The following is a 26,132-nucleotide window of genomic DNA, read 5'->3' on the forward strand; positions in this document are numbered from 1 at the left end:
TATCTCTTTATTATATCTTCCATTTAATCTATGGGATTTAAAGGTGTGAAAAAGAAAAGATTTACTTATAATTAATTTTTATAATATCACTTATCTTCTATACTGGTCAACATACAAACATAGCTATATATAATAATTATTCTATATACTATATATTATACTATTTTTAAAAACTTTAAACTATTTATGTATATTTATATTTCCTCGATAAAAAAATATAGGCTTATTCAGACAATAAACCTATATTTATTATACTTCTATTCCATATTATATTTTTTCATTAAATCTACTAATATATCATTTTTATCTAAATTATGTATTGCATCAACAAACCTTATAGTCCCAGTTTTTGCTCTCATAACTACAGATTGTGTCTTAGCCCTATTGTTCCCTATTTGTATTACTCCCTTTAATAAATCACCTTCTGTAATTCCTGTAGCAGCAAAGAATAATTCATCTCCTTTTGCTAAGTCATCAATAGTTAAAACTTTTTGTAAGTCCTCATCAGAAAATCCCATTTCATGACATCTTTCTCTCTCTTGTTCACTTAAAGGATATATTTGGCCTTCCATATCTCCTCCCATACATTTTATGGCAGCAGCAGTTATTACACCTTCTGGTCCTCCACCTATTCCCATAAGCATATCTATTCCTGTTTCTTCGAAGCAAGTAGCTATAGCAGCTGCTACATCTCCATCTCCAAACATTTTTATTCTAGCCCCTAGTTTTCTTGCAGCTTCTATTATATCATTATGTCTTTCTCTATCTTGAACTATTATAGTCATTTGAGTTGTTTTTTTACCTAAAGCTTTAGCAACATTTTTTATATTTTCTTCATGAGATTTATTTAAATCTATACTTCCTTTTGCCTTTGGCCCTACTATTATTTTTTTCATATAAGTATCTGGTGCATTTAATAAACTTCCCTTAGCTCCCATGGCTATTACTGATATAGCATTTGGAAGTCCTTTAGCTATTAATGTAGTCCCATCTAGTGGATCTACTGCTATATCAACTTCCATACTCCCCTTCGTTCTCATACCAACTTTTTCCCCAATATAAAGCATTGGTGCTTCGTCTAGTTCACCTTCACCTATAACAACTTCACCATCTATTTTTATTGATTCAAAAGCTCTCCTCATAGCCTCTACTGCTGCTCCATCTGCTCCATTTTTATCTCCTTTACCCATGAATTTAGAAGATACTAATGCAGCTGATTCCGTTACCCTAACAAGTTCTAGCGCTAAATTTCTATCCATAATATACTCCATCTCCTTAGTTAGTTTTACTAAGAAAAATTATATATTATATTTGTTAATTAGTAAACATGTGTATCACTTTTTATTATTTAGTGTATTATAATAACCCTACACATACTAGTATGTTATATTTTAAATAAATTTTACTTAATTTATTAGATGATAAATTAATATAAAGATATATTTTTTTAATGTCTAATACAAATCTTATAAATTAATATTTTATATAGAACCTAATTTAATTTCTTTAAAATAAAAAACTAACCAAAGGGTTAGTTTCTTACATCATAGCTGCTAATAATCCAAATAGTGTCGTCATGCTAGTAGCAACAAGTACTACTACTACTGATATTGCTATAATTTTATTTTTTTTCTTTTGATTTTTTGCCATTTATTCCACCTCAAATAAATTATTTATTATACTCTCTATAATTGAGTTAATGTACTCCACAAATTATTCTTTAAAATCTCTCTTCTATATACTTAGCTGCTATTATACCATATTTATAAGTATCTTTTAAAATTACTTTTTTGCTTCAATTATATCCATATTGTATTAATCATATTAAATATGCTTTTGATAACTTAAAAAATCATTTTATATTCTTATATATGACTTTCCTTCCATTAATAATCAATCCTATATAAAAAGTCCTACTTAGCAAAAATAGGACTTTTTATATAGTTATATTACTAATAACCTATATTATTTAACTATAATCGTTTCTAACTCTTTAACTAATTCATCAAATTTATTTATTGTATTTTCTATAGGTTGTGTACTCGTTAAATCTACTCCTGCTTTTTTCAGAAGATTTGTAGGGGAATCTGAACTTCCTTTTTTTAGAAAACTAATATAATTATCTGAACCATTTTTTAAGATATCTTGTGCAAATGCAACACCTGCACTACATCCTGTAGCATACTTATATACATAAAAACTATTATAGAAGTGCGGTATTCTAGACCATCCTACTTTTGCTAATTGATCTAATTCATAATCTTTACCATAATATTTTTGAAGTAATTTTCCCCAAGTATCATCTAATACTAGTGTATTTAAAACTTCTCCATTTTCCATCATCTCATGTATAATTTTTTCAAACTCAGCATACATAGTCTGAATAAATACTGTATCTTTTATTAAGTCTAAGTATTGAGTTATATAATATGCCTTTTCTTTATCATTTGTAGCATTCTTTATTAACACTTCATACAATAAAGCTTCATTAGTTGTTGATGCTACCTCATGAGTGAATATAGATGGATTTGAATTATAATAATTTTGATTTTTGGCACTCATATAAGAGTATACTCCATGCCCAAGTTCATGAGCTAATGTAGATACTGAACTTAAATTGCTTCCATAATTTAATAATATATATGGATGAGCATCATAAACAGATAAACAATATGCACCACTTACTTTTTCATCTTTCGAATATACATCAATCCATCTTTCATTAAAAGCTTTATATACTATATCACTATATTCTTTACCTAAAGGTGCTAATGCTGAATATATAATTCCTTGTGCTTTTTCATATCCTATACTATTATCAACACTATCTACTATCGGAACAAACATATCATAATAATATACTTTATCTAAATTAAGAGCCTTTTTTCTTAAGGATATATATTTATGCAAGCTAGATGTATTATCACTCACAGTTTCGATTAATCTATCATATACTTTGGTGTTTACCCCATCACTTTTTAAGTACATATCTAAAGAAGACTCATATCCTCTTTGAGTGGAATAAAATATATTCTTATTTACTTGTCCTACTAATAGCCCTGCTAAAGTATTTATATTGTCATTATAAGATACAAATTCATTTTGGTAAGCTGATTTTCTTTCATTTCTATCAAAAGATTCTAAAGCTTGACTATACTCAGATGGATTTAAATTTGTTTTTTTATCCATATTTCTAAAGAGTTCATATATATATCCTGGTAATGATGTTATTTTCGATACATCTGCAAGTATGTTTTCTGAAGTTTGATCTAGATAATAATCTTTAGAACTTCTTATACTTGACAAATATCTATTATATTTACTTTTTATTTTCTTACTAGATGAGATTTCTTTAAATTCTTTATCTGATAATTTCAGAACCTCTAATTCTAAACCTGAACATACCATTCTATAGTCTCTATATACATTATCTAATTTTTCATCCATTGCTAAGTATTTATACGAATTTTTACTTATATCCTTTTTTAATTTTACATATCCTCCAAGCTTATTTAATTTTATATCTAATCTTTCTTTTATTTCTAGTGCAAAATCCAAATGAGTCTTAGACTTGGTAATTTTACCTGTATAATTTTTTAATTCCTTTATATCTTTTGTAAATTTTTTTAAATCTTTTTCCCATTCAGCATCATTTTTATATAATGCTTGTAGATTCCAACACATCTTATTATAGTCAATATGTTTCTTATTTTCTTGTTTAGTCTCTTCTTGATTGTCTATTGCTATAATACTTTTATTATGCAAAAAATCATTACCATAAGATATTTCTGGCATAGCTCCTATACAAAAAACAGATATAGACAAAATCATAATTGCTTTATAATATATTTTATTGCTCATAAAAAGCCATCCTTTCAATAAAATCTACTTACTTATAGGATGGCTTTTTTGTTCCTTATTATTCAACTATTACCATTTTAAATATTTATACATAAACACTTTATCCACATACTTATCAACATATTAACAATCTATATTACGACAAATATTTAGTTTTTCCAATATTCTTATTCTATTGGAATTTTTTTAATTTTGACTTTTAACATACTTATTAACAATTATTTAATACTTATCAACAAGTTTTTGTAGGTTATTCACTTATATTGTTAATAAATACTTTTAGTTTATTTGTATACAATTTCATTGCATCAAAAAAATATTTTTTTATTTATTGTTTTACTTTGTCGAACTTTGTGTTTTCAATATATATAGGCTAATATTACTCAACTCTAAACTTATCCACATTTTAATAACATATTATTAACAATATGTTGATAAGTTAATTTTTATATATCTTAGTAACTAATACTGTCATATCATCCTCTATAGTTTCACCTTGCATTTCAAGAGATTTGTCTAGTATTAAATTAGCTATCTCTTTTGGATTGGTAGTTTGCATATCTTTTATGAAGTATATTAACCAGTTATCACCCATATTGTTATTCTTACCAGCATCTAATATTCCATCAGATACCATAATTATATAATCACCATCTTTAACCTTTGTTGTCTTTCTATCTAAGTTTATATCACATAAAATCCCCACTGGTAATGATGATGAGGATATTAAATCTATATCTTTATTATCTCTCATTATATATGTAGGGCATGCCCCCATCTTTATAGTTTCTAGTATTCCTCTTTTTAAATCAACTATTCCTAAATCTAATGTAGAGAACATCTCATCTGACGATTTTAATAATAACATGTTATTAATTGTGTTGATAACTATTTCATCTTCAATTTTCGCATCCATCATTTTTTCTAATATATCTATAGTTATAGATGATTCTTCATATGCTTTTCGACCTTTACCCATTCCATCGCTTATGGCCATCATATATTTACTATCTCTTATCTCCATATGTGTATAATTATCCCCACACAATATATGTCCATCTTTTGACATTGATATCACTTCAGTTATAGCTTTATATTTTTGACTTCTACTAAAAGTTATTTTACATTCTTGACCTAAAGATCTACATCCAACCTTTTGAGCAGATACACTAGTTCCCATATAATCAGATATAATATTTGTTAGCTTTTTATCGCATAGACATCCATCTATGCAGTTATCTTTATTTATTACTATTTCAAAGTCATCATCACTCTTTGTTATATAATTTATCTTGTTTACTGAAATGCAGTTTCTTTCTAATTCATCTTTTAAATCATTTTCTTTCTCTAAGTCTAGCACAATATTATTTTCTAAATCATAGGATATAGACTTCATAGATTTTGATATACTTCTTATTTGGTTTGCTATTAATTTTCTACTTTCTGAAAATCTTACTGTCCAGTTATAATCTACTAAAAATAATTTATAATAATTATTTATTGTTTTAATTACTCCCTCTGGAGTTATACACTCTTTTACAAAATCTTCTGGTACGCTGTCTATTTTAAGCTCTCCTTCTTCCTCTATCCTTTGTAATATCTCATTCATAAGAGTATATGTATAATTAAATTTTAAGTCCCAGCATCTTCTTTTCATTCCACAGTTTTTACACTGATCAATATAAATCATATCTATTATACTTGCTATATCCTTTTGATCTACAACTTTTTCTTTTTCTCTAATCTTATCAAAAGTATCTGCTATACTATCATAAGCTTTGCTCATATTTAATAGTCTATTATTAGTTAAGCTTTTCATTCTATCTATATAGTCATTAACTACTTCATTAGAGTTCACATTAACTCTTATCCTATTTTCTATTCTATCAAAAGCTTTCTTTGGTAATAATAATACTATTAAGCACCCTATTAACATATCCCTCATTTGTTGAATATCCAATCCAACACCTAGACTATAGCCATATATCATAAACCAAGATAATATATACCCTATTATACAAATATATTTGTTTAATTTGTTAAAAGCCCCACTTATTAGTCCCGATACAGAGAACACTCCCATATATATAGCACTAGTTATATCACTTATCATAAATGCTATTCCAACTATAACCCCAGAAGTAGCTCCCATAGCTGCACCTCCAATAATAGATGCCATAAGAATAAGTATTGTAGACAAGACTGTTTTTAAAGACACCCCTAAGATATACATATCTCCTATTCCCATAATACTTAAAGTAACTATTATACTTAAAGATATAATTTCTTCTACATTCATAGTTATTTTCTTATTAGAATTACTCAGCAAATCAATACCATAAGAAAATATATATATTCCGATAAATACTATAGATGATTCCATAATTGCTATAAAAATATCATATACATATCTATTAGATAAAAGAGCTTGTCCAATAGATATAGGTAATATAATAAAAGTTCCCAAAAGAGCTATCTTCCAGGTTGAATTAACACCTTTAATTTTCTTGTTTATTGACATATATATAATTAAGCATAGGATATACTTCAAAATATAAGGCATAGTGTTTCCGGATAAAATTATTCCCAACAACGTTGCCATAAAAGCAGGAAGTCTATATTTTTCTATCTTAGATACATATATGAAAAATGCTAATCCCAGAGGTGCTATAGTATCCATCAAAATAGTCCTACTTAGCAAAAATGCCATTAATATAAATACAATTGTGTTTAATTCCATATATCTATTAAATTTTCTATAATTAATTTTAATAGTTTTATCTTTTAATTTTACTGAACTCTTCTCCATAAAAAAATCCCCCTCTTTTGTTTATAATGAGATTGTAACAAAGAGGGGGGTAATGTTTTTGTCATAATGAGTTCTCTATAATAAAAACATTAAGACATATTTTTTGATTTTTGACAGATTAATCCTTCCAAATTATCGTATTCACTTACAATTATTTTTTGACTTTCTAGTTTTTCCATTATTTTATCTAGTATTTTTACACCAGCAGTTATAATATCTGCTCTTTTAGGCTGTAATCCTTTTAATCTTTTTTTATCATTTAGTGTCATATTCTTTAAACTTTGTAGAACTATATCTATATCTTTTTTGCATATTTCACTATTGTGTATTTTTTCCATAGAATAGACTTCTAATTCCTGGTTAATTGCTGATAAAGATGTTATAGTTCCGCCTATGCCTACAAGATAACTTATATTGCAACTTTTTATATACTCTAATGTATCTTTTAATGTATTTTCTATGAAAACTTCCATATCTTCAAATTCTTTGTTATCTATTGGATCTTTTTTTAAAAATTTTTCTGTCATCCTTAAGGCTCCTACATTTTCACTTTTAGCAAAACTTATTCCTTTTCGGTTTCCAATTATAAACTCTGTTGATCCTCCACCAATATCTATTACTAATATATTATCTTTTTCATTTAGACCTTCTAACACACCCTTAAATCCTAAATTTGACTCTTCTACGCCACTTATTATTTCTATATCTATGCCTGTTTTTTCTTTGGCTAAGTCTATAAATTCATTTTTATTCTTGCTGTCTCTTAATGCAGAAGTTCCCATTGCATATATTTTTTCACAACCTTCTTCTTTACATATATCAGAGAATGTTTCTAGTGCTTTTATATTTCTATCTATCGCTTCTTTATTTATATATCCTTCTTTATCTACACCTTGTCCTATTCGTGTAGTATTTATAAATTTTTTTCTATTTTCTATCTTGCCATTTATATAATCAGCCACTAAAAGTCTCATTGAGTTTGTTCCAATATCAATTGCTCCTATCTTCATTGGTATATCTCCTTTGTCTTTTTTGTTCAATAATAAGGTACAACTAATTTTTTAACTATATATGTTAATTATCTCATATTTACATGCATTCACATACCTTAAATATTTATCATCTAAAAAGAAGGTAACTTAGTTACCTTCTTTTATATCAATATATATGATTTCCCCTGGCTTAACCATATTTAAGCGTTCTCTAGCCATAGTCTCTAGGTCGTTATTACTCTTTGCTTTTTCAGCCTCTTTTATTTCTAGCCTAGTCTCTTTTATTTGCTCATTGAGACTATAAATTTCTTCTTTATATTCCTTATACTTTTTTAGTTGAAATATAAATCCACTCATCATGCCTACTATTATGACACCTAAAAATAATGTTAATACTATAAACTGGCTCGAAAATTTTTTTCTTAAGTTCATATTAACCTACACCTTTTTTCTTATTTTTATCTTACCTAATGTTTTTCTCTTTACTCCCCTATTTATAAGTACAATCATATTAGGTATATAAAATATCATATCAAATAAAAAGTGTAGTGTGTATATCATAACGTAATACAAATTCTTCAAAATACTGACTATGTACTTTGTGGTATTTTTGATTAATGCTGTTAAAATATATAATACTTTATTCATTATTGCTAAAACAAATTTGCTTATGGTGTTGTAATATAAAATAAAACCAATAAATAAGGCTAAAAAATGATAATATCTCAGTTCAAAAGATTCTATTGCATTTACGGTTATAAAAACTGTTATTGTAGTTAAAATCCAAAATAATGCATCAAAAACTAAAGAGCAGTATTTTATAAATTTAAAATTTGATTTTATAACTCTATAAATATCAAATAATACGCCTACAACTATCCCACCGTAAATAGTTGCAAAAAAATAACTAGCATCTTGAGTAAACGGAGTCATCTACTTAAACACCTTCTTAAAAAAGCTTTCTTGTGTTTTTCTTTCCTTGGAGTAAATTATAGCATTTATGGTTCCATCTACATTTATAACTTTCTCGTCTATGCTCAGCTTACTCATATCTAGGTTTTCACCTTCTATTACCATTTCACCTGCGCTTGTTTTAACTTCTACCTTTTTATCGCTAAAGGAGTAGATGTGCTCTACACCAGAAACAATTAAATTGCTCCTATCCTTTAAGGTTATATTATGTTCCATAGTACCCCCCCAGTAAATTTTCAATTAATACTACTATAAATATACTGAGGATATCCTATTTTTATTCTACTATTTCATACATTTCTTTTGCATCATTTTTTAATACATGCTCTCTTATTTCATTTATCTTTACCTTCATAACTTTTTCTCCAAAAGTTATTTCTAATAAATCCCCTACATTTACTTCTGATGAAGATTTTGCAACTTTCCCATTTATAGTAACTATCCCCTTATCACAAGCCTCTTTAGCTACTGTTCTTCTCTTTATTATTCTAGACACTTTTAAAAATTTATCTAATCTCATTATCTAAGTTCACTTCCTTAAAAAATTATATTTATATTAGTATATAGAAAAAGTGTGGTATAAAATTCCACACTTTTTAATTTAATAATTATCCATTTATTATATCTTTAAGACCTTTTCCAGCCTTGAATACTGGAGCTTTAGAAGCTGGTATTTCTATAACTTCTTCTGGGTTTCTTGGGTTTCTTCCTTGTCTAGCAGCTCTCTCTCTAGTTTCGAATGTTCCAAATCCTACTAATTGAACTTTTTCTCCACCTACTAATGCTTCTTCTACTGATTTCATAAAAGCGTTTAATGCTGCTTCTGCTTCCTTCTTAGTTAATTCACTCTTTTCTGCCATTTTTGCAACTAATTCAGCTTTATTCACGATACTTACCTCCTAAAAAATTTATATAATAATAGAATTCTTATTTTTAAATTCTAGTTTTTAGCTAAAAATTATAACTTATTAGCTTTTGCTTCATTCCAAAGATTGTCCATTTCTTCAAGGCTCATATCTTCTAATTTTTTGTTTAATTTTCTTGAGCCTTCCTCAACAAATTCAAATCTATTTATAAATTTTTGACTTGTAAGGTTTAATGCTTCTTCTGGATTTATACCTAAAAATCTGGATAAATTTACTATTGAGAATAATAAATCTCCTAGTTCTTCCTTTATGTATTTTATATTTCCTTGTTTGTGTTCGTCAAGTAATTCTTTATATTCTTCCTCAACTTTTTTTAATACATCATCAATATTATCCCAGTCGAATCCTACTAAAGCTGCTTTATATTGTATTTTTTCAGCCTTTGTAAGAGCAGGTAAATATTTAGGTATTCTTTTTAATCCTTCTGTTACGGTGTCTTCACCTTTTTCTTCTTTTTTTAACTCTTCCCATGTTTTATCAAATGTATTCATATCAATATCTTCATTTTTGAAAACATGAGGATGTCTATGTATAAGTTTTTCGCATATACCAGCTACAACTTCTTTTAAATCAAATAATCCTTCTTCTTGTCCTATTTGACAGTGGAATATAACTTGTAAAAGGATATCTCCTAGTTCTTCTATCATTTCATCTATATCATCGTTATCTATAGCTTGACAAAGCTCGTACGCTTCTTCTATGACATATTTTTTTAATGATTCATGAGTCTGCTTTTTATCCCAGTCACAACCACCTGGACCTCTTAAAGTTTCCATTATTTGATATAAGTCATTTACTGTATTATACACTTTTTTAGAGCTTTTTGGTATATATAAACTCGTTAAATAATCGAATTTATTTTCCATTCTATCTAGCTCGAATAAAGGTACATATTTCTTACTTTCTAGATTTTTGACACCTGCACCACTTACTATACATACTTCTTGATCATAATCATAATACTCCATTAATTGTAACTTAATATTTGAAGCTATAAAGCTATCATATATTTGAGTTATTATCATTGCAGTATTTGTATCTATATAGGAATTTTGTATCTCAAATGCATCTATCAACTTAAATCCATCTGCAGGGTCAACTGCTAAGTAGTTAAACATAGCGTCTACAAAACTCATAGATGCAATTGTTTCTACTTCTATGCCCTTTTCTCTTGCCATAGATTCTATTATACCTACAGACTTTTCTGCAACTCTTGGATGCCCTGGGACAGCATATACTAAGTCCCCTTCTTTAGATGTTTCTATTATAAATTCTGAAATCTTTGTATATACGTCTTCAAAGTTTTCTTCTTTTTCATAAAAATAATCTAGAGAAGTATATTTTATAGATTCTTTTAGCTTGTCCACTGTTGGATGTTTCTCTGTTCGTAAGAATATCTTTTGAGCTGACTGTAAGGCTTCTAATGCTCCCTGACTAATTAAAGAATAATCTCCAGGGCCAAGTCCTACAATACTTATCTTACCCATAATACCACTCCTCTTAATTTATTTCAATTGTTAGTTATCTTATAAATATGTACTATCTAATTCATAAATATTATGTTCATGAATCTGCCTTTTTATTTAATTTTAAGGAAATTATGCCTAATTCTTATTAGTATTAGGCATAATTTTTTGACTATATTTAACAACAACTATAATTATTTTAACATATGATGTTCTATAGTAGTGTTTTTCTATTTCATAAGATTAAATTTTTTAAGTATTCTATAAAGTTTATCACCTTTTGGAATAGTTAATAATTCTTCTTTCTTAATTCCACCTATAAATATAAGTACTAATCCATAGATGACAGCACCTATACATATTGAGATTACAGTAGATAATGTATTACCTAATATTCCAAATAAGAATCCATAACTTAACTTAACAACTATAAACATACTTATAACTGTTATTAGTGGTTTTATAATAAATTCACTTGGTGAGAATTTTACTTTCATCACTTTTCTTATGTAAATGATTTCGATTAGCGCTGCTACTAGATATGCAGTAACTGTACCTAGAGCTGAACCTAATACATTTATTTCATATATACCTGTTAATGTATAACTTATTACTACCTTAAATAGCATACCTATTAATAAAGCTATTACAGGTACCATTGGTTTACCCATACCTTGAAGTATACCATTCATTGTTTGTATTAATCCTAAGAATATTATACATGGTGTAAGTACTAATAATATAGTTCCTACGTATGCTGGCTCTTTAGGATATAATAAATGCATTATTGGACCTGCTAATGATGCAATACCAAATGCTGCTGGTAAAACTATTAGTAAAGTTACTTTTATAGCTGTCTTTGTATCTTTTCTTGCCTTAATTTTGTTGTTAACAGCATATGATTCTGATATAGATGGAACTAAACTCATACTCATAGATATTGTAACAACTGATGGTAAGTTGATTATAGACATAGCTAATCCTGTTAATTGCCCAAATAACGCTAATGCTTGACCAGGAGTATATCCTGCTTCTGTAAGTCTTCTAATAACTATTACATTATCTATCATATTTACTAAAGGCATAACAGATGCACCTATTGTTATAGGTATAGCTACTACTAGAAGATTTTTCATTATCCTAGACACTGATTCGTCTTTGAAATGAGCACTAGCTTCATTCTCATATTTACGTTGTTTTCTTTGTCCTAAATAAACTAGTATTAAATAACCTATAGATGCTACTGCACCTATTGTAGCCCCCATTATAGCCCCTGCAGCTCCTAGTTTTGGACCATAATTATTCATTAGATAGTAAGCTAATCCTAACCCTAATATAACTCTGAAGAACTGCTCAAGGATTTGAGATATAGCTATCTTTGTCATTTCTCTTTTACCTTGGAAATATCCTCTATAAGATGACATCATTGGTACGAATAAAAGCGCTGGTGATATAGCCATCATAGCGTAGTATGCACCTGGATTTTCCATTATGTCATTTACTATGTAATCTGCTCCAAAGAAGAATATACAGAATGCCACTAAACCAGTTATAAATAAAACTGTATATGACACTTTAAATATTTTATGAGCACCCTTATGGTCTCCAATTGCGTTCTTTTCTGATACTAACTTTGCAAGTGCAGTTGGAAATCCTGCTGTTGCTAGTGTTAAAAATAAAGTGTAAACAGGATATGCAGCTTGATAATATCCCATCCCCTCTGCCCCAATTAGGTTTCCAAGAGGTATTCTGAAGAATGCCCCCATTATCTTTACAATTATACCTGCTAATCCAAGTATAAGGGCACCTTTTAAGAACGAGTCTTTGTTCTTGTTATTACTCATAACACGACCTCCATATTTTTTGTATAACAAACTTTAATATATCATATATTCAATAGTATGTTCAATATATTACTATAACTTTAAATAATTAGCTTTATTGATGAACCAAACGACTTTGTATCTTAATCTAAATTACTTTTATATATATGTAAATCAATTGATATTACTTATACTTACAGTTTTTCAACATTTTAAAAATTTAATTTAATATTCCCTATAAAAAAGACCCAAATTTATTTGGGTCTTTGACTTTATATCTTTTACTGTACTTGCTTTCCTAAGAAGTTTGCTGCTATTTTTAATATTTTTTCTTCAGCTTCTGACATATCATCTGATTCTTTTGCTACTAGTGCTATTGATCCTATACAGTCACCTGATGAGCTTATTATAGGTATTATAATTTGTTTTTTATAATCCATGCTGTCATCTTTATGTAAAGGTATCAGCTTAGTATCCTTACTAGTTTTTGTTTCTCTATTTTCTATTAATTGTTCTAATTCATCACTTATACTTTTTTCTTTATATTCTTTTTTAGGTAATTTAGAAACAGCTATTATAGAATCTAAGTCTGTAACAACAACACCTAAACCAAGTGTTTCTCCTAAAGTTTCTGTGTATTCTTGAGAAAATTCATTTAACTCTCCAATTGGTGAGTATTTTTTTAGGATTACTTCTCCATCTTTAGCTGTGAATATTTCTAGAGGATCTCCTTCTCTTATTCTTAAAGTTTTTCTTATTTCTTTAGGAATAACAACCCTTCCTAAATCATCTATTCTTCTAACAATTCCTGTCGCTCTCATGTTTAGTTTATCCCTCCATAAATTACTTTAAGCTTATTTTTACCAATGATAAGAAAAATATACAAAAAAGACTATGCATAATTTGCATAGCCTTTATATTTATATTTTTATTTTGTCTAATACATCTTTATTTTTCTCTATTTTAGCTTCTTTTGTAAGTTTAGTTACTTGTTCAGTGAATTTTTCATTAAGTAATATAGTTTTTATTGAATCTTTTACATCATTATATGGAGTTTGTTCATTTACTTTATCTGTAACTTTTATTATATGGTACCCAAAGCTACTTTCTACTATGTCTGATATTTCACCTGGCTTAAGATTAAATGCTGCTTTTTCAAATTCAGGAACCATCATTCCTTTGCTAAAGTACCCTAAATCTCCACCTTGTGCTGCTGAACCTGGATCGTCAGAATTTTCTTTTGCAAGTTCTGAGAACTCTTCTCCTGATTTAGCTCTCTTAAGTAGATCTTCTGCTTTTTTCTTAGCTTCTTTTTTCTTTTCATCAGAAAGTGGCTTTCCATTTTTATCTTGTGTTGAAACTAATATATGTGATGCTTTAACTTCATCTTTGTAGTAGTCTTTTTTATGGTCTTCATAATACTTTTTCATTTCTTCATCAGATATTTTAATAGTCTTATCAAAATGTTCTTTATAATTTTGAACAGCTAAATCTTGTTCTTGTTGAGTTCTTAGGAACTCATCATTAGCTCCTATTTTTTCCATATCTTTCTTGTACTCTTTATCTGAATCTATATTTTTCTTTAATTCATTATATTTTTTGTCTACTTCTTCTTTAGTAGGTAGTAAATTATCTTTTTTTGCTTGTTCATATACTACTTCTACATTTATCATTTGGTCTAAGATATTTTCTTTAAACTTATCTCTATATTTAACGCCTTTTTCAACTTCTGTGTCCCATACATTTTTTCCATACATAGCCTCTACTGATTGCTTGTATAACGCTAGAGTTGTTTCGTATTCACTAACAGTTATCTTTTGACCATTAACTGTAGCTACCGTACCATCACCTTTAGGCGAGTTTGAGCAAGCTGTGACAGATAACCCTACCATCATAGCTACTGCAACTGACATTAGTTTTTTCATTTGAACACCTCATTTAATTTTATTTTATACTACACATCTTTTCTAATAGTTCTTCCAACTCAATCACTATATTATACCCTATTTTTTCACTTGTTTTGTATCTTGTTATTGGAGCAAGTATTATTTCATCTTTTAACTGTCTAACTTTTTCTATCTTTAGCTTTTTACACAATGTTTTTATATATGCTATTCTTAATAAACATTTAACAGATTTAGGTATATCAGAGAATCGATCCTCTAATTCCTCTTCTACTTCCTTCATATCTTCTTTATCTTCTATAGATGCAATTTTTTTATACATTTCTATTTTCATTAACTCATCACTTATATAACTATCTGGTATATAAGCATTTACACTTAAATCTATTTCTACATCTATTTCTTCGATAATAGCCTCACCTTTAACCTTTTTAATGGCTTCATTTAACATCTTGACGTATAAATCATATCCTATTACAGCCATATGCCCATGTTGCTGAGATCCAAGTATATTTCCTGCACCTCTTATTTCAAGGTCCCTCATAGCTATTTTAAACCCAGAACCAAATTCTGTAAACTCCCTTATAGCTTTAAGTCTTTTCTCTGCTACTTCACTTAATACTTTATCCTTTTCATACATTAGATAAGCATAGCCTTGTCTTGAACTTCTTCCTACCCTACCTCTTAACTGATAAAGTTGTGCAAGGCCCATCTTATCTGCATCATATACTATCATAGTGTTAGCATTAGATATGTCCATACCAGTTTCTATTATAGTTGTACAAACCAATACATTATAATCTTTATTTAAGAAACCTAATATTATATCTTCTAAAGCTTTAGAAGTCATTCTACCATGAGCTACGGCTACTTGAGCATCTGGTACTAAACGTTGTATCATACTAGCCATTTCTTCAATTCTTTCTACTCTATTATATACAAAGAATACTTGACCTCCTCTTGCTAGTTCTCTCTCTATTTCATCTTGTATAACACTTTCTTTTGCTTCTGTAACATAAGTTATTACAGGATGTCTTTCTTGAGGAGGCTCTTCTATAACACTCATATCTCTTATTCCACTTAGCGACATGTGTAGTGTTCTAGGTATAGGTGTTGCTGATAAAGTTAATACATCCACTGTTGATTTTATCTTTTTAAGAGCCTCTTTATGTCTTACTCCAAATCTCTGCTCTTCATCTATAACAACTAATCCTAAGTTAGGTAAGTTTATGTCCTTAGAAACTATTCTATGAGTACCTATAAGTACATCCACCAAACCTTTTTTAGCATCTTCAATTATTTGTTTTTGTTGCTTAGGAGTTTTAAATCTACTTAATACTTCTACTCTTATTGGGTAATTATCAAAACGCTCCCTAAAAGTATTATAATGCTGTTGAGCTAGTATTGTCGTTGGAACTAATACTGCAACCTGCTTTTGCTCCATACAAGCTTTAAAAATAGCTCTTATAGCTACCTCAGTTTTACCATACCCAACGTCTCCACAAACAAGTCTATCCATAACTTTATCTGATTCCATATCTTTTTTAGTATCTTCTATGGCTTTTAGTTGGTCATCTGTTTCTTGATGTGGGAATAATGATTCAAACTCTAGCTGCCAAGGAGTGTCTTCAGAGAATTTGTAACCTTTTACTTTTTCACGTTTAGCATATAGCTCTATAAGGTCTTTTGTCATATCCTCTATTTCTTTTTTAACCTTAGCTTTTGCCTTAGTCCACTCATTTGTTCCTAATTTATTAAGCTTTACCTTCTCTTCCTCTACCCCAATATACTTTTGGACTTTGTCCATTTGGTCTATTGGTACATATAAATTGTCTCCACCTTGATAGACTATCTTCATATAGTCTTTTTTTACGGCATTCACAGTTATTTGCTCTATTCCTGTGTATCTACCAACTCCATTATTCTCGTGTACAACATAATCTCCTACACTTAACTCTAAGAAAGATTCTATTTTTTTACCTTTTTTAGATTTTTTAGACTTAGATGACGATGTTCTTTTATGTACACCTATCATTTCATTATCAGTTATAACTGCATACTTTATAGATTTATACTCAAATCCACTGCTTATACGAGCTGGTATTATTATTATTTGAGACGATTTTATCTCTATATCCCTACTTTCTGAGATAGTTGATTCAAGCCCTAAATCCAATAAATCTGAATTTAATTTCTTAGCTCTATCAAGAGTATTTGTAGCTAAAATTATTTTATATCCATTATATTTTAATCTATTTAATTCCTCTACTAATATATCTACCTTAGCATTAAAAGTTGGTATTTCCCTAGCCTCAAAGTTTACAATTGATTTTATATTAAAATCATTTATAGGCTTTGGTAGTAAAGTGTTTATTACAAACTTTTTATTAGATGCAATAAATTCTAAATCTGAATAATGATATAAAAGTTTCCCTTGATTTTTAAGTGCCAATCCTCTTTCAAGATTTACCTTATAATTTTCTTTGAAAGTATGTATATAATTTTCACATCTTTCCTTAAGTCTGCTTATATCACTTATAAATACTATTGCATCTTCACTTAAATAATTAAAAATACTCTTATTTTCATCTGTATATATATAATCTATATAATTTTCTATTCCTTCAAAGTAAGTCTTATTGAATATCTTATCTATATTCTGTAAAACATCATCATCTGTATGCTTACTAACATCTTTTTTCATTCTAGCCACAGATTCATCTATATTTTTAGGGTATATAAACTCTCTAGACGGAGTTATAGAAAATTCTTGTATCTTTTCAATAGATTTTTGCGTAAAAACATCAAAAGTTCGTATAGATTCTATTTCATCATCAAATAGCTCAATACGAATTGGATTTGTGTATTCTAGGGAGAATATATCTATTATTCCTCCCCTTATACTAAACTGACCAAAACCTTCTATCTTAGAAACTCTTTCATATCCTAACTCAACTAATCTCTCACTTAGTGATTCTACATTTAGAGTATCACCTATCTTATGAGTTGATATATTCTCTAAAAGAACATCTTTAGGTATATATTTTTTTAAAGCAGCTTCAATAGATGTTACCAAAATTATTTCCTCACCTTTAGCCAATTTTAGCAACACCTTTAATTTTCTAGCTTCTTCATTTCTATCCTTTGCATCTAAATGGTAGAAGTAAATATCTTGAAAACCTAAATACTCCACCTTATCCTTAATATAAAAGTTTAAATCATCATATACTTTTTTAGCCTCTAAATCACTACTTGTTATAATTATCATTTGTCTAGATAAGTCCTTGTATAGTGAATATGCTATATGAGGTTTTTGTACAGGTAAAAGCCCATTAATAAGTAATGAGCCTTTGTTTTTCTGTATAGAGTTTATAACTTCTTTATATTCTTTGGAATTTTGCAAAGGGTATACAAATACATCATTCATATTAATTCCCCCTCACTATCCATTATATTTGTTCATAGATAAATCTATATCTTCCTTTATTATAGTCTCAACAGCATGATATGCTTTTTCAAGACCTCTTTCTAAATCATCAACTTCTTCTTTTCTAAATCTTGAAAGAACGAAATCTGCTAAATCTTGGCCTGGCATAGGCTTAGATACTCCAACTCTAACCCTTGGAAATTCTGTTGAACCTAAGCACTTAACGATAGATCTCATACCATTATGAGTTCCACCACTACCTTTTTTCCTTATTCTTAGTTTACCCACATCTAAGTCAATATCATCATATATTACTATTATATTGCTCAAATCTACCTTATAGTATTTATATATATCTATTAAAGTTTCACCACTTAAATTCATGTATGTTTGTGGCTTAACTAATAGAACTTTTTCAGAACCTATTCTTCCTTCTCCTATTAAGGCCTTATGCTTTATTTTCGTCACTGATATGTTATATTCCTTTGCAAGAATATCTATAACATCAAAACCAACATTGTGTCTAGTTTTTTCATATTTCTTGCCTGGATTACCTAACCCTACTACTACGTACATATTTTGTCCTCCTCTATTTACTTATTATGCCAAAATATAAATTTAATATATCATAATTTGTTATTATTATTGTTATTGTTGCTAAAGATATAAATGGTGCAAATGGTATTTTCCTCTCCTTATTACTTTTATACAAAAGTATATATATCGAATACGGACAAGCTAAAATAAATGATAAGGCGATTAAATACATTGAATAGTTATGCCCTAATACAAAACAACATAAGCAGTATACGCCTATGTCTCCTTGTCCTAATGATTTTGTTGTTGTGGCTAATATATATGGTACAATAAGTCCTATTAATAGTGCAATGATATGGCTCATTGTGTTAACATCATACTTTATTGTAATTAGAAAAATTCCACCTTGAATTATTATACCACTAAGTACAGTTATATCATATATATATGTAGTATGATAATCTATTATTGATATAACTATTATAAATGGTATTAGCGATAAGTACTTTATTGACTCTGCGTTTACTCCATATTTGTAGTAGATTAAAGACATTGATAACAGATTTAATGTGTAAATTATTATTGTATTTAGCTTATTTTGATTAAGTTCATCACATATTTTATATATTTTTTTATTGCATATATATGATGTTATTATTGAAATTAATACTATATATATCATAATCTAAACATAGTAATAGGGTCAATTTAATTATTGACCCTATTTATATTATCTAATCATAAAAACAAACTCATATACCAATCTATTATAGATGTTCCACATAGAACATTAATTAATGTTCCTATGGATATAAATGGTCCATAAGGTATCATTGAATTATATTCTTTGTTTTTTATCTTGCTATATATTATAGTACAAACTCCGTAAATTGCTCCTACATATACACTTAATAATACTGTTAGTAGTCCATATTTCATTCCTAAAAATAGTCCTACCATACCAAAAAGTTTGATGTCTCCCCCACCCATTACTTCTTTTTTTACTAATAGCTCTATCAGATATATTAGTACTAGTGTACCTCCTCCACAGATTAGCCCTCCTAGTAAACTTTCTTTTAACCCGATTCCTTGTCCTAGGATATTAAAAGCTAGAGCTCCTATACTACCGAAAATTATTAATCCATCGGGTATTATATAGTGATCTATATCTATGAAGGTTATTATTACTAATAGTGATACTAATAACAAGTAGTATAGTGTTATAGTGTTTAGTCCGTATACTTTATATACTAATACAAACAATATACCTGTTAGAAGTTCTACTAATGCATATCTTGGCGGTATCTTTTGTTTGCAGTATCTGCATTTTCCTCCTAGAAAAGTCCAGCTAAGTACAGGGACTAAATCTAATGGCCTTAGTCGTGTTTTGCAATTGTAGCAATGTGATGGGGGATTTGATATTGATTGTTTATTTGGTATTCTGTATATACATACGTTAAAGAAGCTGCCAAATATTATTCCAAATATAAAAAAATATATATAATACATTCCCATCTGTCAATTTATCTCCTTGTTTAATTTTTTATCATATTATAAATAGTTTACATATCCTGAGTCACATTTAAATTTTAGTATCAAGTTTATATCATCTATAAAAAATTTTACTTTTTCTCATTATATTTTCCAATTTTATCTATATATTTTTGTATTAAACTGTTTATATTTAGTTGCTTGATTAATAATTAATCCCTCCAACTAATCTAGATGTGTATTTGTAGTCAGAGCACTTACTTAATACACTATCTCTTGATATTTTTCCTTCTCTGTATAAATTTACCAACCCTTGATCCATAGATTGCATACCTAACTTAGAGCTTGTTTGTATAATATTTTGTATTTGATATGTTTTATTTTCTCTTACTAAGTTTCTTATTGCTGGTGTGGCTACCATAACTTCTAATGCTGCGACTCTATTTGTTCCATCTATAGTTTTTATTAATTGCTGTGATATAATCCCTTCACATACTGTTGATAATTGAGTTCTAATTTGCTGTTGCTGTTCCGGTGGGAACATATCAACTATTCTATCTATTGTCTTAGCCGAGCCTACTGTATGTAAAGTTGAGAAAACTAGATGTCCTGTTTCTGCAGCAGTTAAAGCTATTGAAACAGTTTCAGGATCTCTCATTTCTCCCACTAAAATAACATCTGGGTCTTGTCTAAGCGCTGATCTAAGTGCTGAATTAAAGTTTTCTGTATCGCTACCTATTTCTCTTTGATTTACTATTCCTTTTTTATGATGATGAACATATTCTATAGGATCTTCTAGCGTTATTATATGTCTCTCTTGAGTTGAGTTTATTGTGTCTATTAAACTAGCTAAAGTTGTGCTTTTACCGCTTCCTGTTGGTCCCGTTACGAGTACTAACCCTTTACTCTTTTCTGTAAAACTAGCTATAATATCAGGTAATCCTAAGGTTTTAAATGACGGTATTTTAGATGTTATAGTCCTTACAGCTATTGCATATTTACCTTTTTGCTTATATGCATTTATTCTAAATCTATCCCCACTTTTAAAAGATACGGATAGATCCACTTCTCCGTGTTCTTCTAGAATTTTAAATTTTTTATTTCCTGCTATTTCCCTGGCCATAATTTCAGTGTCTTTTTCAGTTAAACTTTCTTCATTTAACTTTACGAAGCTTCCTTTTATCCTAGCTATCGGAGGAGTATCTACTGTTATATGTACATCTGATGCTCCTAACTCTACTGCCATTTCTAATAAATTAAATATATTCATAATTTTCTCCTCATATATTATAGTTTTTAAATATACTGCTATAGTAAACTTATATAATTAAATTGCATCTTATAAAATTTAAGATGCAATTTGAATGTTGTATATTAAATTTTTAATTTTAGTGTATCTTGAAATAGATTATACTTTTCTGGCTTTTTAGTATTGAGGGTTATCTGTGTCTAACCTAAGGATATCTTTTTCTGATCTATAGACTATAAATTGGATATTAGCTGAAATATCTCCTCTAGCTTTAGATTAAATTCTTCAAAAACTTTTAAGGCTTCTTTAACTTCGTTATTTCTGTATCTGTTAATACAAGGTCTAGTAACTCCTGACCTTGATCTTCAACTTCTCTCATTACTTCAGAAATTATTTAAGCTAATATATATAGTCAATGTCCTAAATCTTTTTTTAGCTTAATTTTACCTGAATCACTTATTTTACCTTAAATTCCATATTAAACTTTATCAAATATTCTTTTATCCATTTTAATTGCGATAAAATAAAAGGATACCTATATAGGTATCCTTTATCTATTTGACTAGAATAACTTACTAACTGACTCGTTAGCAAATATTTTCTTTATAGCATCTCCAAATAATGGAGCAACTGTTTCTATTTGTACTTTATCTATTTTCTTTTCTTCTGGAAGTTGTATAGTATCTAAAACTATTAATTCTTTTATTGCAGAGTTTTCTATTCTTTCCATAGCTGGTCCTGATAATACTCCATGAGTACAGCAAGCATATACATCTTTAACACCAAATTCTTTTAAAGCATTTGCTGCATTTGTTATAGTTCCCGCTGTATCTATCATATCATCTAATAATATAACATTCTTACCTTGCACATCACCTATTATGTTCATTACTTCACATACGTTAGCTTTAGGTCTTCTCTTGTCTATTATAGCTATTGGAACATCTCCGTTTAAATTGTTAGCAAAGTTTCTTGATCTTGTTACACTTCCTAAATCAGGTGAAACTACTACTAAATCTTCTATATTCTTTTTGTTGAAGTAATCAGCTAATATGCTTCCTCCTTGTAAATGATCTAGTGGTATATCGAAGTAACCTTGTATTTGTGCAGCATGTAAGTCCATAGTTAATACTCTGTCTGCACCTGCTGCTGTTATTAAGTTTGCAACTAATTTAGCTGTGATTGGATCTCTTGCCTTAGCTTTTCTGTCTTGTCTTGCATATCCATAGTAAGGTATAACTGCAGTTATTCTTCCTGCTGATGCTCTTCTTAATGCATCTATTATTATTAATAATTCCATTAAGTTGTCATTAACTGGACTATTAGTTGATTGAACTACGAAAACATCACAACCTCTTACTGTTTCATTTATGTTTACGCTTATTTCACCATCACTGAATGTACTTACTTGGCAGTCACATAATTCTACACCTATATGATCTGCTATTTTCTTAGCTAATTCATTAGATGCATTTCCTGCTATTATTTTTATTTCGCTTCCGCTAGTGTTCATGTAAATCCTCCCAAAATTTTTGAAACTTTGTTTAATTTATTTAAAATCTAGGCTTTTGCCTAAAAAAATAATAAGCTGTTTAGTTGCTATTTTTTATCCTTTTGATCTTTCTTCTCTACCCAACCTTCTTTGTTCACTTGTCTTTGTCTTGCTACTGCAAGCGCCCCTTGTGGAACATTGTCTGTTATAGTTGAACCTGTTGCTATATACCCTTTTTCTTCTACAGTTACTGGTGCTACTAGATTAGAGTTAGAACCTATGAATGCTCCATCTTTTACTATAGATTTTGCTTTATTTTTACCATCATAGTTTACAAATACTACTCCACATCCTATGTTTACACCTTTTCCAACATAAGCGTCTCCAATATATGCTAGGTGAGATGCTTTAGAATTATCTTCTATTGTAGCATTCTTAACTTCTACGAAGTCTCCTATCTTTACATTGTTCCCTATGTTACTCTTAGGTCTTAAATATGCATATGGTCCTACTGTAGTGTTTTCTCCTACTACACTATCAACTATAGTTGAATTTTTCACCTCTGTATAATCGCCAATTTCTGAATTTGTTATACTACAATTCATTCCAATTATACAACTTGAACCTATTTTTGTACTTCCCATTAACATAGTTCCTGGATATATTACTGTATCATTTCCTATTTCAACTCCAGCTTCTATATATGTTGAATTAGTATCTATGATTGTTACTCCATTTACCATGTGAGATTCATTTATTCTTTGTCTCATTATTTGTTCTGCTCTAGATAACTCTACTCTTGAGTTTACACCCATTAGTTCTTCTATTGTAGAACCGTTGAAAGCTCCTACTTTAAGACCCTTATTTCTCATTATTTGTATAGTATCTGTTAGGTAGTACTCTCCTTGTGCATTGTTGTTATCTAATAAATCTAAAGATTCTCTTAAACTCTTTCCATTGAAGCAGTATATTCCTGAGTTTATCTCTTTAGCTAACTTTTCTTCTTCTGAAGCATCTTTTTGCTCTACTATTTTTAGTAAATCTGAATTTTCATCTCTGATTATTCTTCCATACCCCGTTGGATTGTCTACTACTGTTGTAAGCACTGTTGTGTGATACTCATTTTCTATGTGATAATCGAATAGTTTTTTAAGTGTTTCTTCTTTTACTAAAGGTGTGTCTCCGCATAATACTACGATTATATCTTCATCATTTATGTATTCTTTAGCCATCATGACAGCATGACCAGTACCTAATTGCTCCGTTTGCATTGCTATCATTGTATGTTCTGGTAGTTTTGATTTTACTACTTCACTTTCGTGGCCTAATATTGCTACTATATCGTTAACCCCTGAATTTTTACATACATCTATTACGTGGTTAACCATTTCTTTTCCACATACTTTATGAATTACTTTTGGGAATTTAGACTTCATTCTCGTTCCTTTTCCTGCTGCAAGGATTATAGATTTAAAGTTCATTTCTCCACTCCATTCTTTATAACTATTTTATCTATGTTATTATATTATGTATATAATATAGTTTGTATACAATACTTTGTTACTACTAATTAATATAACACCTTTTGTCAAAAAAGTATACATTTAAACAAAAATTTTAAATATAAAAAAGAGTCGAATAGTTCGACTCTTTATAATAAACAATAAAAAAATTCTATTTAATTATTCAGCTGCAACTTCTAATTGAGCAACTGCTTCATGATATGCATTTAGTACTGCATCTTCTAATACTTGTCTCATCTCTGCGTTTATTGGATGAGCTATATCTCTAAAATTACCTTCCCCTATTTTTCTACTTGGCATAGCGATGAATAAACCATTATGTCCTTCTATAACCTTTATATCATGTACAACAAATAAGTTGTTAAAAGTTATAGACACTATACACTTCATTTTTCCTTCGTCAGTTATTTTTCTTATTCTTACGTCAGTTATCTTCATCCTTTTATATCCCCCTTTTGAATTTGACAAATTAATGTATTTATAAATTTTATATATATATTTACTTATAGTTTAGTATTCTATTAAATATTTGAATATCCTTTTTTATTTTTTGAAAATTTATGGTTTTTGTAAATTTATTTTTTACCTAATCTTCTATTATTTCTTCTATGTCACAATCCCCTTCGACAAATTCTTTCTGATATTCATCTTTAAATGTCTTTAAATTTGGTTCTACTATTATATTATCTCCATTTACATCTAATTGAATTAAAGATATATAATCTTTTACCATTTTGTCTTCTGGCTTCATTGTAGATATAAATACTCCCGTTCCTATAACTTCCGCTCCAAACTCACTCATAAGATCTGTCATACCTTTGATTGTACCTCCACCTCTCATGAAGTCATCTATTAATATAACTTTGCTATTCGGCTTAACTGCTCTTCTTGGTAAACTCATACTTTCCACTTTAGAAGTATTTCCACTAACATAAGTCATACTTAGTGTAGGTCCTTCTGATACTTTTATATCTTTTCTTATTATAACAAGTGGTAAATTCATTGCTTTAGCTGTCATAAGAGCCATTGGAATTCCTTTAGTTTCCATTGTCACTACGCAATCAGCTTCTGCATAATCTATATTTGATGCAAATATTTTACCTATTTTTGATGCTATAGTAGGATCATATATTAAGTCTATTAAATATAAAAATCCTCCTGATAATACTCTAGATTCGTCACTTATTTTTTGACATAATTCCATTAAAAATTCTTCATTTTCTGCTTTTGATGTCTTTGGTATATATTTTACTCCACCAGCTGCTCCTGATATTGTTATTACTTTCCCTAGTTCTAATTTTTCAAAGACATTTTTTACTACTATTAAATCTTCACTTATTGTAGATTTAGCAGCATTAAATTTATTTGTAAAATAGCCTAATGTAAATATCTTATTTGGATTGTCCGATAATATCTTTACTATGGCACCAATTCTTTCCGTTCTTTTAAATTTCATGCATTTAACCTCCTACGATTGCAGCTTCTTCTATATAAACTAAATAATGCATAACCATGTTTATTATGATATAATAATGGTTATGTTTTAAGCAATTTTTTAATATATTGTATATGTAATATAGTATATGTATATTAATCATTAAATATTGAACATTATACTATTATACCACAAACATAGTTCATATTGTAGGGCTTAATTAAA

At 28.5% G+C, this 26,132-nt stretch carries 22 protein-coding genes; all 22 read right to left on the reverse strand.

The window, feature by feature from the left end:
- Nucleotides 1–257: 257 nt before the first annotated feature.
- Entirely contained in the window at nt 258–1,259 is a 1,002-nt protein-coding gene (glpX, locus tag I1959_RS12780) for a class II fructose-bisphosphatase (protein ID WP_092921429.1), read from the reverse strand.
- Nucleotides 1,260–1,965: 706 nt separating this feature from the next.
- Nucleotides 1,966–3,684, reverse strand: a complete 1,719-nt coding sequence (pepF, locus tag I1959_RS12785; protein WP_416389771.1) for an oligoendopeptidase F — start codon at nt 3,682–3,684, stop codon at nt 1,966–1,968.
- Nucleotides 3,685–4,300: 616 nt separating this feature from the next.
- The gene (spoIIE, locus tag I1959_RS12790; protein WP_195238522.1) at nt 4,301–6,670 is read right to left on the reverse strand and encodes a stage II sporulation protein E; all 2,370 of its coding nucleotides are present in this window, start codon (nt 6,668–6,670) and stop codon (nt 4,301–4,303) included.
- An 89-nt stretch (nt 6,671–6,759) separates the two neighbouring features.
- Entirely contained in the window at nt 6,760–7,680 is a 921-nt protein-coding gene (locus tag I1959_RS12795; protein WP_166504669.1) for a Ppx/GppA phosphatase family protein, read from the reverse strand.
- Nucleotides 7,681–7,809: 129 nt separating this feature from the next.
- Nucleotides 7,810–8,094 (reverse strand): FtsB family cell division protein, encoded by a 285-nt coding sequence (locus I1959_RS12800; protein ID WP_166504668.1) that lies wholly within the window; start codon nt 8,092–8,094, stop codon nt 7,810–7,812.
- Nucleotides 8,095–8,100: 6 nt separating this feature from the next.
- Nucleotides 8,101–8,595 (reverse strand): spore cortex biosynthesis protein YabQ, encoded by a 495-nt coding sequence (yabQ, locus tag I1959_RS12805; RefSeq protein ID WP_092921437.1) that lies wholly within the window; start codon nt 8,593–8,595, stop codon nt 8,101–8,103.
- Nucleotides 8,596–8,850 carry a YabP/YqfC family sporulation protein gene (locus tag I1959_RS12810; protein WP_092921439.1) on the reverse strand — a complete coding sequence of 85 codons (255 nt, stop codon included), beginning with the start codon at nt 8,848–8,850 and terminating at the stop codon, nt 8,596–8,598.
- Between the two features lie 61 nt (nt 8,851–8,911).
- Nucleotides 8,912–9,154: an RNA-binding S4 domain-containing protein gene (locus I1959_RS12815; protein ID WP_092921441.1), complete on the reverse strand. Its 243-nt coding sequence runs from the start codon at nt 9,152–9,154 to the stop codon at nt 8,912–8,914.
- Between the two features lie 88 nt (nt 9,155–9,242).
- Complete coding sequence (locus I1959_RS12820) at nt 9,243–9,521, reverse strand: HU family DNA-binding protein (RefSeq protein WP_092921443.1); 279 nt, start codon at nt 9,519–9,521, stop codon at nt 9,243–9,245.
- Nucleotides 9,522–9,592: 71 nt separating this feature from the next.
- Entirely contained in the window at nt 9,593–11,047 is a 1,455-nt protein-coding gene (gene mazG / locus I1959_RS12825; RefSeq protein ID WP_092921444.1) for a nucleoside triphosphate pyrophosphohydrolase, read from the reverse strand.
- A gap of 209 nt (nt 11,048–11,256) precedes the next feature.
- Entirely contained in the window at nt 11,257–12,870 is a 1,614-nt protein-coding gene (locus I1959_RS12830) for a putative polysaccharide biosynthesis protein (RefSeq protein ID WP_166504667.1), read from the reverse strand.
- A 260-nt stretch (nt 12,871–13,130) separates the two neighbouring features.
- A complete protein-coding gene (locus I1959_RS12835; RefSeq protein ID WP_092921448.1) occupies nt 13,131–13,670 on the reverse strand; it encodes a stage V sporulation T C-terminal domain-containing protein in 540 nt (179 codons plus the stop codon).
- A gap of 99 nt (nt 13,671–13,769) precedes the next feature.
- On the reverse strand, nt 13,770–14,774 hold the full coding sequence (locus tag I1959_RS12840) for a peptidylprolyl isomerase (RefSeq protein ID WP_166504666.1): 1,005 nt from the start codon (nt 14,772–14,774) through the stop codon (nt 13,770–13,772).
- A 19-nt stretch (nt 14,775–14,793) separates the two neighbouring features.
- Nucleotides 14,794–18,180 (reverse strand): transcription-repair coupling factor, encoded by a 3,387-nt coding sequence (mfd, locus tag I1959_RS12845; protein ID WP_195238523.1) that lies wholly within the window; start codon nt 18,178–18,180, stop codon nt 14,794–14,796.
- Nucleotides 18,181–18,195: 15 nt separating this feature from the next.
- Entirely contained in the window at nt 18,196–18,756 is a 561-nt protein-coding gene (gene pth / locus I1959_RS12850) for an aminoacyl-tRNA hydrolase (protein ID WP_092921454.1), read from the reverse strand.
- A gap of 13 nt (nt 18,757–18,769) precedes the next feature.
- Nucleotides 18,770–19,399 (reverse strand): prepilin peptidase, encoded by a 630-nt coding sequence (locus I1959_RS12855; RefSeq protein WP_092921456.1) that lies wholly within the window; start codon nt 19,397–19,399, stop codon nt 18,770–18,772.
- Between the two features lie 56 nt (nt 19,400–19,455).
- On the reverse strand, nt 19,456–20,232 hold the full coding sequence (locus tag I1959_RS12860; protein WP_092921458.1) for a prepilin peptidase: 777 nt from the start codon (nt 20,230–20,232) through the stop codon (nt 19,456–19,458).
- Between the two features lie 181 nt (nt 20,233–20,413).
- Nucleotides 20,414–21,478 carry a type IV pilus twitching motility protein PilT gene (locus I1959_RS12865; RefSeq protein WP_195238524.1) on the reverse strand — a complete coding sequence of 355 codons (1,065 nt, stop codon included), beginning with the start codon at nt 21,476–21,478 and terminating at the stop codon, nt 20,414–20,416.
- Between the two features lie 541 nt (nt 21,479–22,019).
- Nucleotides 22,020–22,970, reverse strand: coding sequence for a ribose-phosphate diphosphokinase (locus I1959_RS12870; protein WP_092921462.1), 951 nt, complete (start codon nt 22,968–22,970; stop codon nt 22,020–22,022).
- 86 nt (nt 22,971–23,056) lie between these two features.
- Complete coding sequence (gene glmU, locus I1959_RS12875) at nt 23,057–24,430, reverse strand: bifunctional UDP-N-acetylglucosamine diphosphorylase/glucosamine-1-phosphate N-acetyltransferase GlmU (protein ID WP_092921463.1); 1,374 nt, start codon at nt 24,428–24,430, stop codon at nt 23,057–23,059.
- A 201-nt stretch (nt 24,431–24,631) separates the two neighbouring features.
- On the reverse strand, nt 24,632–24,910 hold the full coding sequence (gene spoVG / locus I1959_RS12880) for a septation regulator SpoVG (protein ID WP_092921465.1): 279 nt from the start codon (nt 24,908–24,910) through the stop codon (nt 24,632–24,634).
- 148 nt (nt 24,911–25,058) lie between these two features.
- Nucleotides 25,059–25,928, reverse strand: a complete 870-nt coding sequence (gene purR, locus I1959_RS12885; RefSeq protein ID WP_166504664.1) for a pur operon repressor — start codon at nt 25,926–25,928, stop codon at nt 25,059–25,061.
- Nucleotides 25,929–26,132 lie beyond the last annotated feature (204 nt).

It is taken from the genome of Romboutsia sp. 1001285H_161024_C4, assembly GCF_015550185.1.
In the GTDB taxonomy this organism is placed as follows: Bacteria; Bacillota; Clostridia; order Peptostreptococcales; family Peptostreptococcaceae; genus Romboutsia_C; species Romboutsia_C hominis.

Bases quoted from the DNA above. Each gene is read 5' to 3' on its own strand.
- glpX (WP_092921429.1), bottom strand. From the start codon at position 1,259: ATGGATAGAAATTTAGCGCTAGAACTTGTTAGGGTAACGGAATCAGCT.
- pepF (WP_416389771.1), bottom strand. From the start codon at position 3,684: ATGTGTTGGAATCTACAAGCATTATATAAAAATGATGCTGAATGGGAA.
- spoIIE (WP_195238522.1), bottom strand. From the start codon at position 6,670: ATGGAGAAGAGTTCAGTAAAATTAAAAGATAAAACTATTAAAATTAAT.
- I1959_RS12795 (WP_166504669.1), bottom strand. From the start codon at position 7,680: ATGAAGATAGGAGCAATTGATATTGGAACAAACTCAATGAGACTTTTA.
- I1959_RS12800 (WP_166504668.1), bottom strand. From the start codon at position 8,094: ATGAACTTAAGAAAAAAATTTTCGAGCCAGTTTATAGTATTAACATTA.
- yabQ (WP_092921437.1), bottom strand. From the start codon at position 8,595: ATGACTCCGTTTACTCAAGATGCTAGTTATTTTTTTGCAACTATTTAC.
- I1959_RS12810 (WP_092921439.1), bottom strand. From the start codon at position 8,850: ATGGAACATAATATAACCTTAAAGGATAGGAGCAATTTAATTGTTTCT.
- I1959_RS12815 (WP_092921441.1), bottom strand. From the start codon at position 9,154: ATGAGATTAGATAAATTTTTAAAAGTGTCTAGAATAATAAAGAGAAGA.
- mazG (WP_092921444.1), bottom strand. From the start codon at position 11,047: ATGGGTAAGATAAGTATTGTAGGACTTGGCCCTGGAGATTATTCTTTA.
- I1959_RS12830 (WP_166504667.1), bottom strand. From the start codon at position 12,870: ATGAGTAATAACAAGAACAAAGACTCGTTCTTAAAAGGTGCCCTTATA.
- I1959_RS12835 (WP_092921448.1), bottom strand. From the start codon at position 13,670: ATGAGAGCGACAGGAATTGTTAGAAGAATAGATGATTTAGGAAGGGTT.
- I1959_RS12840 (WP_166504666.1), bottom strand. From the start codon at position 14,774: ATGAAAAAACTAATGTCAGTTGCAGTAGCTATGATGGTAGGGTTATCT.
- mfd (WP_195238523.1), bottom strand. From the start codon at position 18,180: ATGAATGATGTATTTGTATACCCTTTGCAAAATTCCAAAGAATATAAA.
- pth (WP_092921454.1), bottom strand. From the start codon at position 18,756: ATGTACGTAGTAGTAGGGTTAGGTAATCCAGGCAAGAAATATGAAAAA.
- I1959_RS12855 (WP_092921456.1), bottom strand. From the start codon at position 19,399: ATGATATATATAGTATTAATTTCAATAATAACATCATATATATGCAAT.
- I1959_RS12860 (WP_092921458.1), bottom strand. From the start codon at position 20,232: ATGGGAATGTATTATATATATTTTTTTATATTTGGAATAATATTTGGC.
- I1959_RS12865 (WP_195238524.1), bottom strand. From the start codon at position 21,478: ATGAATATATTTAATTTATTAGAAATGGCAGTAGAGTTAGGAGCATCA.
- I1959_RS12870 (WP_092921462.1), bottom strand. From the start codon at position 22,970: ATGAACACTAGCGGAAGCGAAATAAAAATAATAGCAGGAAATGCATCT.
- glmU (WP_092921463.1), bottom strand. From the start codon at position 24,430: ATGAACTTTAAATCTATAATCCTTGCAGCAGGAAAAGGAACGAGAATG.
- spoVG (WP_092921465.1), bottom strand. From the start codon at position 24,910: ATGAAGATAACTGACGTAAGAATAAGAAAAATAACTGACGAAGGAAAA.
- purR (WP_166504664.1), bottom strand. From the start codon at position 25,928: ATGAAATTTAAAAGAACGGAAAGAATTGGTGCCATAGTAAAGATATTA.